Below are 17,482 nucleotides of genomic sequence, written 5' to 3' on the forward strand. Positions count from 1 at the left end.
AAGCTGCCTTCCGTAGGAGCGGGGTCAACCTGAAATGAATCATACGGATAATTATAAATATCAACTTCAAAGTTTGCTACCGTGCCGGGAGCGCCATTCGGTATAGAATACGTTGATGTGTTTATGAATATAAGATCCGGGAGGTCATACGATGAAATTCCTCCTCCGCCGCCACCTCCGCCGTCGCCACTACACCCTCCGGGGCACTGGCCTGAAGGAAAGCCCGCCGAACACCCCGAGCTCAACCACACACATCCTAAGTCTTCGGTATCTGACGAATTCTGCCACGAACCGTTCACGCACACCGCAGAATGAGTCGTCTTCGTTACGCATCCCCATTGATCATACCCGTTGCCACCGCACGTATTTGAGTTTTGTGTTTGGCTCTGGTTGGTCACTGTTTGATGGTAATGCGTTGCTGTTTGGCCCTCGAACTCACAACTCCCTGAGTATGCGGTTGCGTCCGCAACGCGAACACCTACCACTCCAAAAAAGATAATGGCAACGACCAAAATCAGGATATACGCCGGTATGTTATTCCGATTCATATGGATTTTGAACGATATGAATAAAAAAAGGAAGCACTGTTTCCCCCGCTAAAGACAAATTGCGCTGCCAAAAATACAGCTGAACAAAATCTCCTTTGTGGATGCTGGTAAAAGGAACAAGCGCATAAAATACTTTTGGGTTTGTTTCCTCTTGCAAGTCTACTGTTACCCGTTTTACTTCGGTATTGGGTGTTACGGGGTCGTCATCATACCGTGGCGTAACGGTCCATATCGGAACCTCCACCTCTCTCTCAGTTGGCATAGTAGAATCTCCGTCTTCGTCAGGATACAGTCCTCTGTTTGTATCCAATACAAAAGTGAATGTTTTAAATTCATAATCAATGTCCTCTACCGTTCCTACAAACATCCGGCTTACTTCTTCGTCAACAAATTCTTCTTTTTCTCGTAAAAGACCGGGGAGATACACCGCGCCCAAAATAAGAACACCCGCGATTACTAAAGCGCCCGCCACGCGCAACACGCGTTTATTGGTCTCTTGCTCTTCTTTTTTTGTGGTAACTCGTGCTGTCATATGCTCTTTTATCTAAAGATATTTGCCAGAGATGCGAACAACAAACCAATGCGGGAAGACGCAAAACGATTCATGCCAGACCCAAGAGCGACTGTTGGATTACTAACAACCACCTCTCCGACTGTTGATGCATTGTGGCTTGTTACCGGAAATCCTACATACACCGTACTGTTCATTGATATGGCAACCGAACCAATTTGCGTCCAGCTCGTTCCGTTTGATGATTTATACGCGGTAAAAGTATCCCCGCTTCGCGTTAAACGAAGCCAGTAGGGGGCTGTCTCTGAACTTCCCGAACCGACAGAACCGCTTGAGCCGTCGGTTGTGGCGCGGTATTGAAGACGAGTGCCGTTTGAGGGAGTGATGATCGTCATTGCGTGCCGAGAACCCGAGCCGAGCGTTTCGCGTATCATAACACCGGCCTTTGCCCATGAATCCGTATTTTGCTGGCTATCAACACGAGCAGTGATAGTGGCATCGCCCGCCCATAGCTGATATACAAAATGGAAATTATCTGATGACCCATAAATATCGCTGCCATCTCCGTTGATAGTAAAAGAGCTCCCCGCGTATGACGCACTGCCGGCCAAGGGATTCCCGATATCAATATTGCTCCATGGATCGGGCAATGTGGATGCGAGCTGAATCCGCAATGAAGATAACTTATCGTTCCAACTTCCCCCTCCTGGGAATGGATCCGCACTAAGACATGATGTGTCCTGTGTTTTTATGATAGCGGAACCTCCAAAGTTATCATTTTCGTACAAAATTGCCTCATACCCTGAAGGGATCTGTAATCCGGAAATGTCGTTATCCAAAACACCTTCTGCCTGAAGCTCAGCAAGCGTGTAATCTCCCACATCAAAACTTGCCGAATATCCGCCATACGAGCAATGCTGGAAAATAGTGACTGGATCTGCGGGTGGCGGGGGCGGAGGCGCAGGAGGAGAAAAATCAGCGATGGGGCTAACTTCAAGCGTAATATCATCAAGCGCCATGTCGCTCGTAGCGCTTGAGCCGGTAATACCCCGAAACCGAAGCCATCCGTTTCCGGTAAGTCCCGAGAGATCAATTGTTTCATTGTTCCACTGATTGCCCTGATTGCCCGATCTGCTCCATAGCGTTGCCCAGCCGCTTCCGGTGTTCACCTGAAACGCCAAACTTCCCATCGCCGAACCGTACATGTGATACCAAAATGTCAGCTTTTCTCCGCTATACGCATCAAAATTAATGCGGGGGCCTTCTAAATAGCTCGTCTTATTGTAATTTGAACTTGATTCGGTATAGGCATAATACCCGGAACCTGTTGTGTGGTCGCCGGCCGGTCCGGTGCTTGATGTCGGCGTACTCCCGGATAAGCGCGTCCATTCAAAGTCATCAGCAGGAAAATTTAACCAATTGCCAAATCCCGAACTAAAATTATCCGAATACACAAGCTGAAATACATCAGGGTCAGACAGGTCGCCGTCCCCCGACCAATCAAATACATACGGCTCCCCTCCATCTTCCACGCTCGCGGTATACGAAACCAAATCGCCATAAGTAAGCGACGCGTCATCAACTGTGCATTGCAGATTTGATAAAGGCAGTATAATGCCCGAGCCAAATTCATTAAAAAGAGTTCCGGCATCAGAACCGGTGAGTGCGACATTCTCATACACGCGCACATCATCAATACGGCCGTTAAAATAATTACCACCCCCGGTAACGCCGAATGAGTCGTCGTTACTTACCCGCCCGATTGCTGCCGGGTCAACATGTGATGAAACCGTTGAATATCCGGTGGATGTAGAATCAACAGGAGATGAGTCACCATTCACATACATATTAAGCGACCCGTTATCAAATGTGACCATGACAAAATACCACGTATTTGTAAAAATCCCTGCTTTTGAGACGGTTGCTTGCGAGCTGCTATTGCGAGTTGCCGCTTCAAGCGTTGAGCCATTCAGACGGATAGAAAATCCGTTTATAGCCCCTCCCTCCTCATAGAGCTCCTGCACGCCCGAGACGGCGGACGCACGAAACCACAAAGATATAGAGATTCTGGTAAATGAATCTTCAAGCTGAATATCATCGATGTTTACATAATCATCGCTTCCATCAAGCAGCAATGAGCCCGCTCCTGCAATTGCAGTGCTATTTCCGGCAGTGGCACCGTTTGTCAGCGCGCCTGTGATGTGGCCCCCCGAACCCGTGTCGCTCCCATCAGTATCAAATGTCCAGTGATGCGTAGGATTGTCCGGAGTGGGGGCTGCAAGCGGACAGTTAGACATGCTGTAGTAGAGCACATTTGAGTTACTGCTCGTGTAGGGCGCTTTATATGACCGCACCGCAAATCCTCTGGTTCCCGAGCCTTGGTAAGTGCTGCTCTGGATAATATTTGTAGTAGAATTTCCTAACCCCGCACTCGGAGTGCAACCACTTCCTGAACAACCAACCCCGCTATAGTCAGTAGCGCCAGAGACAAGAGTATATTCCAGCTCCATCATTTCGGTTGTTCCATTACAAAACTGCCGGGCCGCAAGAAGTACCGGCGGATCGGGCGCAAGAGATGTCGCGGTTATCGTGAGATCATCAACAAATCCGTCTTTCCCCCCGCAAGTGAAACTGCAATTCACAGTCCCCCGAAACCGTACCCGTACTTGGCTTACACTATTTATCTGAATACTAGCGGCTTTCCACACACCTTCTTCGCCGGATACATTGCCGCGGAGTATCCCCATTTGCGTCCAAGAAGAGCCGCCGTTCGTAGAAACATCAAACGCAAGATACTCCCCCGAATTGAAACCAGACTCAATAGCCCAATCAAATGTGATAGTAACATTAGAAACAGACGACAAAACGAAATTTTGGGATGTAAGCATGCTGTCTGATGACGGGTCATCAAAATTTGCGGCATAACTTCCTTCGGTTTTAGATTCGGTTGATGTTTGCCAGTCATTTTGGATGTCTTGGGTCCACGGGCTTAATCCCGACTCAAACCCGGTGTAGTGTACGGTAGTCGGCGTTTGCGCATACGCGCTTGCTGTCACAAAAAAGAAAAACGCTAAGATAACGCCGAGCGCCGTAAAGAAAAAATACTTACGAACTTGAACAAAGCTAGACATATGCATTAGAACTCTTCGTATTCGGGGACATTTACCTGAAGTTTGCATGTACGCGGCGGGTTTGTTCCGTCTTCGAGAATAATGTCGCGCGTACCGTTGTTGAAGCACCGTACAGAAAATGTAAGGCCATCATCGCTTTCAATGCCGGTACAGCGGTCCGGGCTACTTCCGCTGATGTCCCACGAATAATTCCCCTCGTCTCCTCCTGCGCCAGTGAACACCGCGCTATCAGTAGGATTATGGATAAACGCAAGCGTGGGGCTGCAAGAAAGATTTGCGGATACCGGTATTGGATCTACGATAATCGTTGTCCGGTCTTCTGCGGGCAAAGCGCTTCCGTGCTCAATGATAACTTTTGGCATAAATGTTGCCGGGTTTGTTTTGCTTGAGTTGGGATATAAATGTCCGACTGATTGCATGCTGCTCATAATAGCGTCGCATTTTGCGCCGTTCGTATTAGAAACACATGTGCCGGGCGCGGACGAAGGCAATGAACCGCAAGCGCCTGCAGCAGATGCAATGTCAGTCGTAGCGCTATCACAATCCCACCAAAAACTGTAATTGACTCCTTTTGAAGAATCGTATCCGGTGGTAAGCTGTGCGTTCAAATTCACGGACAATAATGGTCCCGGGCCGCGGGAAGGCACTGCGGTAAGGTCAGCATTAATAATCGGAAAGCTCGATATATTCACGCCCGAATCGCACTGCTGATCAACAGTTGCCCCGTTCGAGTCCCGTACCGTCAGAGACGCCGTTTTTGTGCCGACGGTATCATATGTCACCGTCACACTGCTGCCACTTGCTCCTTCAACTTTCTCTCCATGCCATGTATACGTATAGGGCGCAAATCCGCCAGCAACCGATGAGCTCCACAAAACCGAATCCCCAATGAAAGCATTCGCAACGCTCGGACTGCACACAACAGCAAGGTCCCGCACTACGCGGATTTGCATAACAGGAAGATCTTCGGCGTTCGGTTGTAATGTGCCGCTATCAATATATGAAATAGTAGAGAGATTCGTGTTTTTATTAATATCTTGCGGTTGGGATGTCTCGGGAAGCGCAGTGAGTGCACGAAGCGTCATATTGATAGTAACGCTATCCCCACTTCGCAACTCGCCAAGCGGCCAGGTTACCAGCGTATCATCTCCGCTTCTGTCAACAAAATCCGGCGCCGGCACTGCAGAAATAAATTCAAACTCGGGGCGAATTGTTACCTTCGCGCGTACGGATTGCAGTTCACGATCGCGGATCAGCTTTAAAATGTCAGTGTAGAGCGTCGTTAACTGCGAAGCGTCCGGCGCAAAAAAGTACTGGCCGTCTCCGCTCCCGGCATTCGCGGCAACCGCCTGAAGCGTTGCCTCCCCCGATTGGCAAGGAGCGCCCGGCACTTGCTGTTGAAGCGCAGCGCAATCGCTCTGTACTATGTCTTGAATTCCCTCACCAATACCGATAGTAAACACGGTTACATCAGACGGCGTACTTGCCATTATATTGAGAACTGAGGGCGCCATATTTTCTTGGCCGTCGCCCGCAAGAATAATATACTTGCCCACATTATTGCGCGCGCTTGCCATAACACCATTTGCGGCTTGAAGCCCCGAACCCATAGGCGTGTTCCCCCGCGCAGAAAGCGACTGGATTCGATTTGATAACAAATTCGTATCTGCAGTAAGCCCTGAATGCACTATCGCGCCATCAACACCGTTAAAAGTAACGAGGGATGCTCTATCTATGGATGTATCAAGGAGAGAAACAAATGTCGTGAGTGCTTCTTTTGCGCGCGTAAGGCGTGATGGGATATACGAGGGATATCCGTTCTGATCTGTGAGCCCCGTATCCGTCCATCCTGAAAGACACTGATTTTCATGCCATCCCTTGCGTACACTGTATTGCCATGGAGAGGCAATCCCTCCCGTAATACGAAGGAATTGATCTTGATCTCCGCCGCCACCAAATCCTCCTCTTCCGCTTGAGATTGTATTGCTGCATGTGCTTTCATCTTTTTCGTTAACATCATGGCTGGTTGTTCCGTTGCAATCCCTGACACTATCTTCTTCCGTAGCGACAGGGTCAGAAGAACCGACCCAGCTAATAGTGAGATCCGGCGCAGCACTTGCACGAAGATACAATTTCTGCGAGCTTGACGAAGGGCTGCACGAACTTGCATCCTGCAGCGTATGCGCACCTCCATTGCAATCAGTGAGTCCGGAGTTCTCCCATCCGCTCCCCGGAGACGATGCGGACCATTGCGCCTGAATCCCTCCCGGTAAAAATTCATACCAAGTTGCCGCATACGCGTTCAACGCGCCGAAGAATGACATCTTTTGATGTTCGTTTTCATGCTGTGCTGCAGGCGGAGGAGAAGACGGGGGTGGTGTAGTGCCTCCTGGAGGAATTTCGTCAAGGTTGATACGGTACAACTGCAAACAAAAACGGTCTGTGGTGTCGCCGCCCCCAGAGCTTGCGTCCTCTTGCAACCGATGAGTACGCTCCACAACAAGAGACGGATAATTCATTGAATTTGATGTATCCAGCAACAACACAATATCCAAGGGGATTCCCGCTCCGGTAAGAGACACGGGCGATGTCAGTGTCGCGTTAAATGTTTGCCCCTCTGACACAACGAGCGGGTCTACATCGTATGAAAAATTAAAGTATGTTGCCCCCTGCGCAAATCCGTAGTGCCAAAAAGCAAATACCGTGCCTGCTATGACTGCTATGCTAAAAAAGATAAGAACACGCGAACGCATATTATTCATTGTCATCTATATAAAAATTGCTACGCTCTATATCCTGAAAAATTTCTGCTTCTTCGCCCTCCGGCACCCCTCCGGCTTCTGTATCGGCGCGGTCAGGGTGCAATATGATAATATCCGGAGAAAAAGATATATCGTTCAAAAAATTACCAGAAGAAACATACACGGCGTCCCCCTCGTTCGCGTTTAGGAAAAATATATCATTCGTAATGGAGCCAAATTCATCAAAAAGTGATGCCCCCTCCCCCAAAACAACCGTTTTTTGCTGAGTGACATACGTCGTCTCTCCGCGCTGATATCGGAGCGGAATCTCTATCTCCAAAACAAACGAATCATCCTCAGGTGAAATAGAAACAATTCTTCCGGATGCGCTATATATGCCGACCGTCTCAAGCGGAGGCGACTGGGATATGCGCCCCGAAAAATAAAGCCCCGCAATAACGATTGCGGCAATTGCAAACACTATAAACACCCAAAACAGCGGAGACTTCTTTTCCGGTATTGGCGGCAATTGTGATTGTGCTTTTGAAGAAACAGCTGCCTGCTGTCTCTTGAGTGTCGGCTGTTTACCTGGAGGCATAAAAATAAAAAACGAATAAGTAACGGGATACTGTACTCTTTCTATTATATACAAACGCACACCCATTACACAGCGGATTATCCACACCTCTGGAACAAACGGCTCACACCCCGTGTGAGCCGTTTACACGAGGAAATTTATAGCGTTTTCCATATGTCACGAAGCTCCGCAGCTTTCTCGAATTGCAGACTATCTGCGGCTTCGAGCATCTGGCGCTCCAGTTCCTGCTTTACGGCATCTGCCGTTTTTAGCTCTTTGTACATCTCTTTAAGATACATATCAGGAGCTTTTTTCTTTTCTTCCGCCCAAAATGGCTTACGGATGGGCTTAGTGATGGCATGAGGGACAATGCCATGTTTTTTATTATATGCCTCCTGCGCTTCCCTTCTTCGCGCCGTTTCTTGTATTGTAGCTTCCATTGACCGCGTAATCGTATCGCCGTAGAGTATCGCGCGCCCCTTCGGATGGCGCGCCGCCCTTCCCACCGTTTGGATAAGCGATGTTCTGTTACGAAGAAACCCTTCTTTGTCTGCATCAAGCACCAACACAAGCGCCACTTCCGGAAGATCTAATCCTTCGCGTAATAAATTAATGCCAACGAGCACATCAAACTCTCCTTCCCGCAGCCGCTGCAATATTTTTGAGCGCTCAAGTGTTTTTACTTCCGAGTGCAGATATTCCGCGCGTATGTCATGGCTGAGCAAATATTCGGTAATATCTTCAGCTAAACGCTTTGTGAGCGTAACCAACAACACCCGCTCTTTCTGCAACACGCTTTTTTGTATCTCTTTTTTTGCATCTTCTATCTGCGCACGCACAGGACGCACAACAATGTCTGGCTCTAACAGTCCCGTGGGCCGGATAAGCTGTTCCGTTGTCTCTGTGCTTGTTTCTCTTTCGTATGTGCCGGGTGTTGCTGAAACAAAAATAACCTGTCCCACCCTTTCTTCAAATTCCTCAAACCGCAATGGACGGTTATCAAGAGCGGAGGGCAGCCGGAATCCATAATCAACAAGTGTTTGTTTTCTCGATCTATCTCCTTTATACATTCCTCCTATTTGCGGAACTGACATATGCGACTCATCAATAAAAATAACCGTATCATCCGACAGATAATCCAATAATGTATATGGCGGTTCGCCCGCGTTGCGGAAACTTAACTGCCGCGAATAATTTTCAATGCCGTTCACATATCCGGTCTTTTCAAGCATCTCAATATCAAAATTGGTGCGCTGACGCAACCGTTCCGCCTCCAACATCTTTCCTTCTTTTTTTAATTCCTTGAGACGCATTGCGAGCTCCGTCTGGATGTTTGTGATGGCCGTACCCAATGTTTCCTGCTCTGTCACAAAGTGTTTTGCCGGAAAGATTTTTTTCTTTTCTATTGAGACAAATGATTCGTGCCCTATGCCTGTTTTCCCTTCTTGTAGCCGCTCTATTGTATCCCCGAAAAATTCTATTCTCGTGATATGCTCCCCATCCGGAGACATAATATCAACCGTCTCTCCTTTTACTCGGAATGTGCCGTGCCTGCGCTCATAATCATTGCGCTCATACTGAAGAGACGCGAGCTGTCCAAAGAGCGCATCACGAGATATCTTGCCGCCCGCATGAATGTCTATCGAAAGTTTTTCATATGATTCCGGATCGCCAATACCGTATATGCATGAGACCGATGCAACAATAATGACATCACGGCGCGTCAGTGCTGACTGCGTGGAGGCATGCCGGAGCTGATCAATAAATTCATTTATTTTCGCATCCTTCTCTATATATGTATCGGTAACCGGCATATACGCTTCCGGCTGATAATAATCGTAATACGATACAAAATAATGAACGGCATTCCCCGGAAAAAATTCTTTGAATTCCTGATAAAGCTGGGACGCCAATGTCTTGTTGTGTGATATCACAAGCGTGGGACGATTTATACGCGCGATGGTCCACGCCATAGTCGCGGTTTTCCCAGAACCGGTGACTCCAATAAGAGTTTGCCGGTCTACGCCGGCTTCTATATTGCGCACCAGCGAATTAATTGCTTGTGGCTGGTCTCCTGTCGGTTCAAATTGTGAGTGTATCTGAAACATGCAAATAGACAAAACCCTATATATATAGTAAAGTGTCCCTGAATGTATAACCTTTATAATACGAAAGTGCGAGGTATGCAATGAATCCATCTGAACACAATACTGCATTACTTGCGTGGGATTTCTTTCCGCAGGCAACGCTCCGAGATATTAATTACTGGCAAGAAAAACTTCTTGCGAAAAAAATGAAGGATGCCGGCACATGCCAATTCATGCTCTGCACCGAACACATGCCATGCATCAGCTACCAAGACGAGAGCAACATAGACACACAGCTCCGCATAGACCATACGGAATTTTGGCAGTTTGTGCAGCGCAACAGGGTATCAATAGAAAAAAGAAAATTTTCTACAGGCGGCGGCATCACATATCACGGACCCGGCCAGCTTACGCTATATTTTATAGCATCACATAAAGAATTGGGACTTCCGCACCCAAAAGATTTTTCGAATCGCATTTTGCTGGCGCTTGATATGTTTTTCCGGAAATATTGCGGCATGTCTGCCTATACGATACGGGAGCTTTTCGCAAAACGCCACTCTCTTAAGTTTGTGCGTGATGCGCTTGAGGCATTAGGTGTGCGCACAGAGAACGACATCAATACATCGGGCGCCTCAGGATTATGGATTGTCGACAAAGAATACGAGACAATAAAAAAGATAGTATCGTATGGCGGGCGCTGGAAGCCAAAATCGGTCACTATTAGCGACTCTATCGTGCTTTCGGGATTCGGAATAAATATAAACACGGACCTCAGTTATTTTAACAACATCATACAGCCATGCGGGCTCGACATAGAAGTAACATCAATACGCGAAGAAACAGGCCATTGCCTTAGTGCATATGAAACGGCAAAAACACTTTCGCTCCTTATTGCAGACACGCTTGGTATGAAAAACACGCGCGAAGGCAATTTGGAAACATATATCACCTCATGAAACGCGTACAAAAAATAAAATGCCACACATATTTGTGTGGCATTATTTTTTTACGCTATAGAAGAAAGAATATCTTCTTCATCTTCTGCTTCGCACAGCTCCCGCATTGCTCCCATAAACTCAAGAGGCAATCTGCCGTCAACAATGCGGTGGTCAAATCGGAATGTAAGCTGCATGACCCGTTCTCCGTTAAAGGCTTCTATCATCCGGCCGAGCCCCATAATCATGCTGGTAGAACGGATACCGCTTTTTTCTTTCATGCGTGTTGCGGGAATAATCATTGCAGGCTCTTCTCCGCCAAGCGCTCCCGGATTATTGACGGTAAATGTCAGATCTAGAAAGTCCGCACGAGTAAGCCTGTTTTCCTTTGCGCGGATGATGCGGTTCTCAACTTGCCCGGCAAGTTCACGAAACGAATATGTTTCCGCTTTGTGTATCACAGGAACTACGAGCCCATACCCGACATCCACCGCAATGCCTAAGTTTACATGCGGCAGAATGTGTATCTCTTCTTTCTCGGGATCCCAGTAATTGTTAAGCATACTGAATGTCTCCGACGAAAGAAGCCGTGTCGCGTAGTACAGGAAGAAATGATCAAGCCTCAGCCTTAATCCGAAAAGCTTTTCTGAAAAACGGCTATGCCGTTCACGGAATCTCGCAAGGTGCTCAATATGTACGGTGAGAGTGTCTCCGGCATGCGGGACATGTTTCCAGCTGTATTCGAGCATCTTCGCGATAGCTTTCCGTATTTCAGGAGCGGGAATAGTGTATTCGTTTTTCTGCTCCGTATCCGTTTTCTGTTCCTGCTCATAACGCTTTACATCGGCAAGACAAACAGTTCCGTCCGGCCGAGTCCCTCGTACCTGCGAAATATCTATACTGCGTACACGCGCATATGACCGCGCACAAGGAACCGCAAGAACCTTTTCGGGATGCTTTTCATGTTCCGCTGGCTTCGTATCGTGTTCTTTGCCGACAATAACGCGCTCAATATCTTCTTTCATGATACGGCCGCTTGTTCCCGTTCCCTCTACCGCGCAGAGGTCAACATTATGCTCTTCTGCAATCCGTTTTGCAACAGGAGTAACGCGCTGCTTTCCGGCATGGGGCTCAGTTTCAATTTTTTGCGGCATGTCATCTTGCTTCTCACTCGCCATCTCCCCCTCTATCTCAACTTCCGCAAGATGAGGAATGAGAATTTCTCCGAACGGCGTGTCTTCTTTACCGCCGTATTCCCATGTATCACCTTTTTTGTACTCAATAGAGAGCACCGTGCCGTCCGCAGGCGCGACAAGAGGCATATTCTCTTTGTCAGATTCTATTTCGAAAAGAGTATCGCCCTTCTTGAATGCATCTCCTGCTTTTTTCGGTACATCGGATATTTTTACCGAACGGAAATCTTCAACATGGTAAATGCCGGCTCCTTTTAATTCTTTTATCAAAAACCCTACCTTTATGTTCATTGCATATCACCTCACGAAAACTCCATGAGCTCTACAATGCGCTCATGCAGTATCTTTGAACGATGGATGATGCGTTTTACGGTTCGGTTTTTTGCATCCTTTGCTTCGACTTCTTCTTTGTGATACGGGAGCCGCGCCCAGATAAGATTGCTCTCTGTCGGAATAAAGAGGTCGCCTTCCATGCCCGCACACACCAGTCGTGGCCGTGCAAGTAAGCTGTAAAATGTACGGTCGTCCTCTAATACCTGGGTGAGAATCTCTGATCCTATACCGGTCTCTTCGCTTGCTTCATGCATAACAATCAAGCGTCCCGTTTTTATCACTTCCCTGCGAAGTGTTTCCAGATCAAGCGGGCGAAGCGTTAACGGATTTACGACATGAACGCTTATGTTTTTCTTCGCAAGAAATTCTGCTTCATTATTTGCCGCAGATACGCATGCTGCGCCATACGCGATAACCGTAACATCGGTTCCTTCGCGGACTATCTGCGCTTTCCCTATCGGGATAGCATACGGCTCTGACGGAATATCTGAAGAAAATTCCTGAAGATTCGCCGCGGATATCTGCAACAACACCGCAACAGGACTTTCACATGCATACGCCGCACGCATGATACCTACTACCTCACGAGCATTTGCCGGCGCAACAATAATGGTGCCTTTAGTTTCCCATAAGTTCTTCTCAGGCCACTCTTCGTGGTATTGGGCACTCCCGCCGGAACGCACTATCCCGCACGGGTACACCATCACAAAATCCATTTTGAGCTTTTTTTGGTACCACTGCGTTGCCATACATTCAATCGCAGGATCTGCATCATGCCCAAACCACCCGAACTGAAATTCAAGAATCGGCTTAAGACCATACAATCCGAGACCCGCGGCATTCAGTACGCCATCCTCTTCTGAAATCGGCATATTCCATATGCGCTTCGGTCCAAATTTTTTTCCGATGCCTTTTGTAAGGCCGAGAACACCATTTGAGTATACATCTTCGCCAAAATAGACGACGCGATCATCCTCTTTCATGAGCTCTCCTGTAATCCACGCAAACGCCTGATTATATCCCATGTTCTCAGTAGGCATTTCTGCGCTTAGTGGGTACGCCGGAAGGGAGCCCCAATCAATTGCCGGATACCAGCTCCGGTCTTCCTTATCATGCTCAAGCGTAACATGCGGCTCCTCGAGAATACGAGCTGCGCGCGCATGCATATCTTCCTTCTCATGCCCATATATTTCATCGAGTTCATCCGCGCTAACGGATGCCGCCGTTTCGATATAATCACGAAGCATAACGAGCACCGGATCCTTCTCCCACGCCTCATGGAATCGGGCAAGATCCGAAAGCCCTGCAATGCTTTTTGCTCTGCCGAACTCCTCAGCATCAAATGCCCCGTCTTCATATGCTATCTGGTCTTCATTATGTGCGGTCCCCCGATAACTACGCACAACAACAATGGAAGGAATAGCCTGCTGAGCATCGCGTATTGCATGCTCAAATACATTAATCATGCCGGGTATGTCCCAATCATGAATACTATATCCTTTCATATTCCCATATCCGGAAGCGCGGAGATGCAATGCTGCATTGCCATGCTCCTCAATGGCATCCGTGAACAATGAAAACTCATTTGCATTGATAACCTGAATGTGCGGTGAAGGACGAACAACCAAAAGCTCTTTTGTTATGTCGTCCATCCAATGATCGCCATATCGCCCCACTATCTCATCAAGTGAAGCGTATGTATAATTATTTGCCGCAATACGGTTGCGCGTTTCGTGAATAACGCCCTGCTGTTCAGCGCCCTCCCCATGAAAGCTTATGCTAACAGGACGCTTTTTCGGATCAATACCCGCCCATTCGCGACTGGCAATAGCTTCGCCGTACCCGGCCGCAAGACCGACAAGCCTTCCCATATCAGATACCAAGAGGCCAATAATCCGGCATGTAGGACATCCTCTGCTATGCGTATTGCCGTCCCGACCACCGTTACTGTCCGGCTCGCCCGTCTTTTTAGATATATGCGGCATTCTCCCGAAATGGTTCCTAAAGACACCATCAACATGGTTAAGATCGCATACTTCTTTGTTTTTGGACTCGGTATTTACAAAATCTGCCATCACGAACATTTCCCAAAGCGTTCTATGATCGCCGTTCTTTATCGATCCCAAGAAAATGCCCATTTTATGAAGCACAAACATCGGAATAAGCGACACATTCTCCTGCAGAATTCCCAAGAGACACGCGCCATACACATGATCCCGGTTTTTCTTAAGCGTTCCGGAAAGTGCGCGTGAACGACAAGCAAGCGTCCAAAGATCTATCAGGTCCTTTTTCGATATTGTTTTTGATAGAGAGTATTTCGATCCCATTTCTGAAACCTCCTCGTTTGTACATCTTCTGTTGTCAAAAAACCACTCCAAAAGTAACATAAAAATAGTCTATTGACAATGCGCCGGTTTTTGCTATACTCTCCCTTAGGAAATTGCAATATAAGTCATCCTCCATCCTCCTTTAAGGCTGTCTGCGCAAAAACGCAAACAGCAAACCCCCGTCGTGACGAAGTCATGGCGGGGTGTTTTTATTTGTGCTGTTTTGGTGTATGATAACGCCCAGTACAAAAGCACGTTCACAAAGAGAACGAAAAAATGAAAAAATATACTATATCCTTTAAAATAGGCCAATCCCTCAAATTGGGCTTCATCGGTATAGGATTTGTAGGGATTATGCTGTATGCGGGGTATCTTATTTCGTGGTCAGTGGGAAAACTGATATTCAAGATGCTTAAAGTATTCGTATCAATCCACCCGGCACTGCAATCACCATTCGGGTACGCTCTCGGTATTTCTCTCATAATTGTATTTGCGTATGTTGCGGGAGTTATTCTGGAAATCCGGACGGGAAAGGAGGGGGAAGAGCCTCTTAACCAAAAGCTCTCGAACAAAATACCCGGATGCAACCTTCTGTTCGAATTTTTTAAAACTCTCATAAAAAGCATCCACAACATTAAGAATTGCAGGTTTGTACTCGTGAAGACTAAAAAAGAAGTCGGCTGGGAAGATGCTGAATTTATAATGCTTGGCATTTTATATGATGAAGGACAAGCAATTATGCTTCCCGAACGAAAAAAAATAGTACGGCCCGCAACAACTGTTTCCATTCCCCCCAATCCGGTGACAGGGTTTCTTGGATGGCCCCACAGAGATTGCATTCTGCTTTTAAAAACACCGCGCGACGCTATTATTAAAACGATTGTTTCATTCGGTACGATGTGCCCCAAGGATGGCTTCGAAGTAGAAGAGGACCAATCGCAGCTTGATAAATATTTTACGGACAATAATACAGACGAGAAATCAACATCGCATGCTCATACATGCGATTCATAACAAAAAACCGCACACTGTGCGGTTTTATTTTTGGAGTAACAGCTTGCGCGCAACTTCGCGTTCATCCCAGGGAATAAGCACATCTTTCCCGGCAATCCATTGCTCAGAACCCTTGCCGGTAAGAATAACAACATCTCCCGGCTCTGCGTCTTTTACCGCCTCCTGAATTGCCTGCTCGCGATCAAGTATATTCTTTGCCTCTGCTCTCCCTGGCTCCATGCCTTTCTGAATGTCGGCAATAATAGAAGACGGATCTTCATCATACGGATCTTCGTTCGTAAGAATAACTTCATCGCAAAAAGAAGATGCGATTTTCCCAAATTCCGCTCTCTTCCACTTATCCCGTCCGCCCCCCGCAGCTCCTAAAACACAAATAAGCCTCCCATGTTCCGGCTTTACTGTCCGGTATACTTTTTCCAATGCATCCGGAGTATGCGCATAATCAACAATGAGCGTGAACGGCTCCCGTTGTATGCACTCCAAGCGTCCGGGGATAACATTCATTGTTTCAATCCCTCTTTGGATAGCTTTCCACTCTATTCCATACGCACGGGCAAGTGTGATTGCCGCAAGAATATTGTATACATTAAAATCGCCGCGAAGCTGAGATGTTACCTCAATACCCTTGATGACCATGGATATGCCGTCTTTTGTCGCCTCATACGATGTCGGGGTAAGAAGCGCGGAATCTTCTGCGCCAAGATCATCAAGAGATTTTGTGTGCAGCAAAGATTGTATTCTGTTGCCAGGCGCCATGCTTGTTGCGTATGCCCATTTTTCATCCGCATCATATTTCAAAAAATCTTTTGCGTGGCTGTCATCCGCGTTTACAACGATGATTTTTTTCGTTCTCCCTTTCCGTTCCGTTTTTGAAAGATACGCAAACAGAGACTCTTTCGCCCGCTGATAGGCTTCAAGCGAGCCGTGGGACTCAACGTGCTCGGGAAAGAGATTCGTAAACACAAGCCCATCCCAATCAATGCCCCGATGCCGGAATTGACGCATGCCCTCGGAGGTTGCTTCAACAACTACATGCGACACACCATGCGAGCGGGCGGTCCGCAAAAAATGCTGGAGCGCAAAACGACCAGGCATAGTCATTTTTTTTATATTTATTTGCTCTTCACCATTAATAACAATCCGTATGGAAGAGAGCGACGCAGCATTGAGCCCCGCGCTTTCAAAAATGCTTCGTATAAGTTCCACGACAGTTGATTTGCCATTGGTGCCGGTAACGCCAACAATCACCATTTCTTTGGATGGCGAATTAAATGCGAGCGCGGCAACTACGGAAAGTCCGTAGTGGTACCATCGTAATACCTGCGCGGGTAATATGTTCCGCAAAAGAGAAATCATAGGATTAGTGTTTTCTGCCCATGCGCTTGAGCGCTTCTTTGATGCGCCCCTCTGCCCCCTGAATGTCAGAAGGAAGCGCATGAATCGCGTCGCGCGCTTCTTTTACCGAATATCCGAGCGCCTGAAGCGCATGCAAAACGTCCTCGTCCTCCCCCAACTCTTCACCCCCCGACCCTGCGCCAAGTTTATCCCTTAATTCTATGACAACGCGTTGTGCGGTCTTCTTTCCGATGCCCGACACTTTCGTTAAATAATCTATCTGACCTCCGGCGATAGCGCGCTTCAGAGTATCCAACGGCGCAATGCTCAAAATACCCAGTGCTGATTTCGGACCGATGCCCGAAATAGAATTTAATACTTCAAAAAATTCCATCTCTGCAATGGTAGAAAACCCATAAAGTTCAATATCATTTTCCCGCTGGTATAGCGACGTGTATATTTTCGTTTTTTGCCCCAAAGCAGGGGTGTGTTTAAGCGTTTCCGAGCCCACACGCACCCGATATCCGACACCGCCCGCCTCTACCACCACATAGGAAAGAGTTTTTAGCTGAAGAATGCCTTCAATAGAAAAAATCATGTTTTTATTATAGCACCTCCACATGCGCACGCTTCAAGATACGCAAAAGAAGAACTCTTGACTTATCTCTAATAAACGATTATAATAAAGCAAAATTTACATAGCTCCAGAGATCCCCAATAAGGCGATTTTTAGGATACTGTAAGAAA

12 protein-coding genes are annotated in these 17,482 nt (G+C 47.4%); 2 read left to right on the forward strand and 10 right to left on the reverse strand.

What is annotated here, in order from left to right:
• From COU47_02085 to COU47_02110, 6 genes are all read right to left on the reverse strand, one after another.
• Window positions 1-548, reverse strand: a 548-nt coding sequence (locus COU47_02085) for a hypothetical protein (protein PIR69527.1), incomplete at its 3' end; no start/stop codon positions are given.
• A complete protein-coding gene (locus COU47_02090; protein ID PIR69528.1) occupies window positions 535-1,080 on the reverse strand; it encodes a hypothetical protein in 546 nt (181 codons plus the stop codon). The genes COU47_02090 and COU47_02085, both read right to left, overlap by 14 nt.
• A gap of 8 nt (window positions 1,081-1,088) precedes the next feature.
• The gene (locus COU47_02095; protein ID PIR69529.1) at window positions 1,089-4,238 is read right to left on the reverse strand and encodes a hypothetical protein; all 3,150 of its coding nucleotides are present in this window, start codon (window positions 4,236-4,238) and stop codon (window positions 1,089-1,091) included.
• The gene (locus COU47_02100; protein PIR69530.1) at window positions 4,196-6,958 is read right to left on the reverse strand and encodes a hypothetical protein; all 2,763 of its coding nucleotides are present in this window, start codon (window positions 6,956-6,958) and stop codon (window positions 4,196-4,198) included. The genes COU47_02095 and COU47_02100 overlap by 43 nt, the downstream gene beginning before the upstream one ends.
• A complete protein-coding gene (locus COU47_02105) occupies window positions 6,945-7,595 on the reverse strand; it encodes a hypothetical protein (protein PIR69531.1) in 651 nt (216 codons plus the stop codon). The genes COU47_02100 and COU47_02105 overlap by 14 nt, the downstream gene beginning before the upstream one ends.
• Window positions 7,596-7,666: 71 nt before the next feature.
• Complete coding sequence (locus tag COU47_02110; protein PIR69620.1) at window positions 7,667-9,616, reverse strand: excinuclease ABC subunit B; 1,950 nt, start codon at window positions 9,614-9,616, stop codon at window positions 7,667-7,669.
• 80 nt (window positions 9,617-9,696) lie between these two features.
• Here COU47_02110 and COU47_02115 point away from each other — a divergent pair, with 80 nt between their 5' ends.
• On the forward strand, window positions 9,697-10,554 hold the full coding sequence (locus tag COU47_02115; protein PIR69532.1) for a hypothetical protein: 858 nt from the start codon (window positions 9,697-9,699) through the stop codon (window positions 10,552-10,554).
• Window positions 10,555-10,604: 50 nt separating this feature from the next.
• On the opposite strand, the gene COU47_02120 is transcribed toward COU47_02115, so the two are convergent.
• The gene (locus tag COU47_02120) at window positions 10,605-12,017 is read right to left on the reverse strand and encodes a hypothetical protein (GenBank protein PIR69533.1); all 1,413 of its coding nucleotides are present in this window, start codon (window positions 12,015-12,017) and stop codon (window positions 10,605-10,607) included.
• 11 nt (window positions 12,018-12,028) lie between these two features.
• Entirely contained in the window at window positions 12,029-14,446 is a 2,418-nt protein-coding gene (locus COU47_02125; protein ID PIR69534.1) for a hypothetical protein, read from the reverse strand.
• A 216-nt stretch (window positions 14,447-14,662) separates the two neighbouring features.
• Between COU47_02125 and COU47_02130 the strand changes: the two genes are divergently transcribed.
• The gene (locus tag COU47_02130) at window positions 14,663-15,400 is read left to right on the forward strand and encodes a hypothetical protein (protein ID PIR69535.1); all 738 of its coding nucleotides are present in this window, start codon (window positions 14,663-14,665) and stop codon (window positions 15,398-15,400) included.
• 24 nt (window positions 15,401-15,424) lie between these two features.
• Here the strand turns inward: COU47_02130 and COU47_02135 are convergent, their stop codons facing one another.
• Together COU47_02135 and ruvA are read right to left on the reverse strand one after the other, a co-directional pair.
• The gene (locus tag COU47_02135; protein ID PIR69536.1) at window positions 15,425-16,837 is read right to left on the reverse strand and encodes a hypothetical protein; all 1,413 of its coding nucleotides are present in this window, start codon (window positions 16,835-16,837) and stop codon (window positions 15,425-15,427) included.
• Entirely contained in the window at window positions 16,761-17,357 is a 597-nt protein-coding gene (gene ruvA, locus COU47_02140) for a Holliday junction branch migration protein RuvA (GenBank protein PIR69537.1), read from the reverse strand. Before ruvA ends, COU47_02135 begins: the two co-directional genes overlap by 77 nt.
• Window positions 17,358-17,482: the final 125 nt, after the last annotated feature.

It is taken from the genome of Candidatus Niyogibacteria bacterium CG10_big_fil_rev_8_21_14_0_10_46_36 (assembly GCA_002772995.1).
Taxonomy (GTDB): Bacteria; Patescibacteriota; Minisyncoccia; order 1-14-0-10-42-19; family 1-14-0-10-42-19; genus 1-14-0-10-46-36.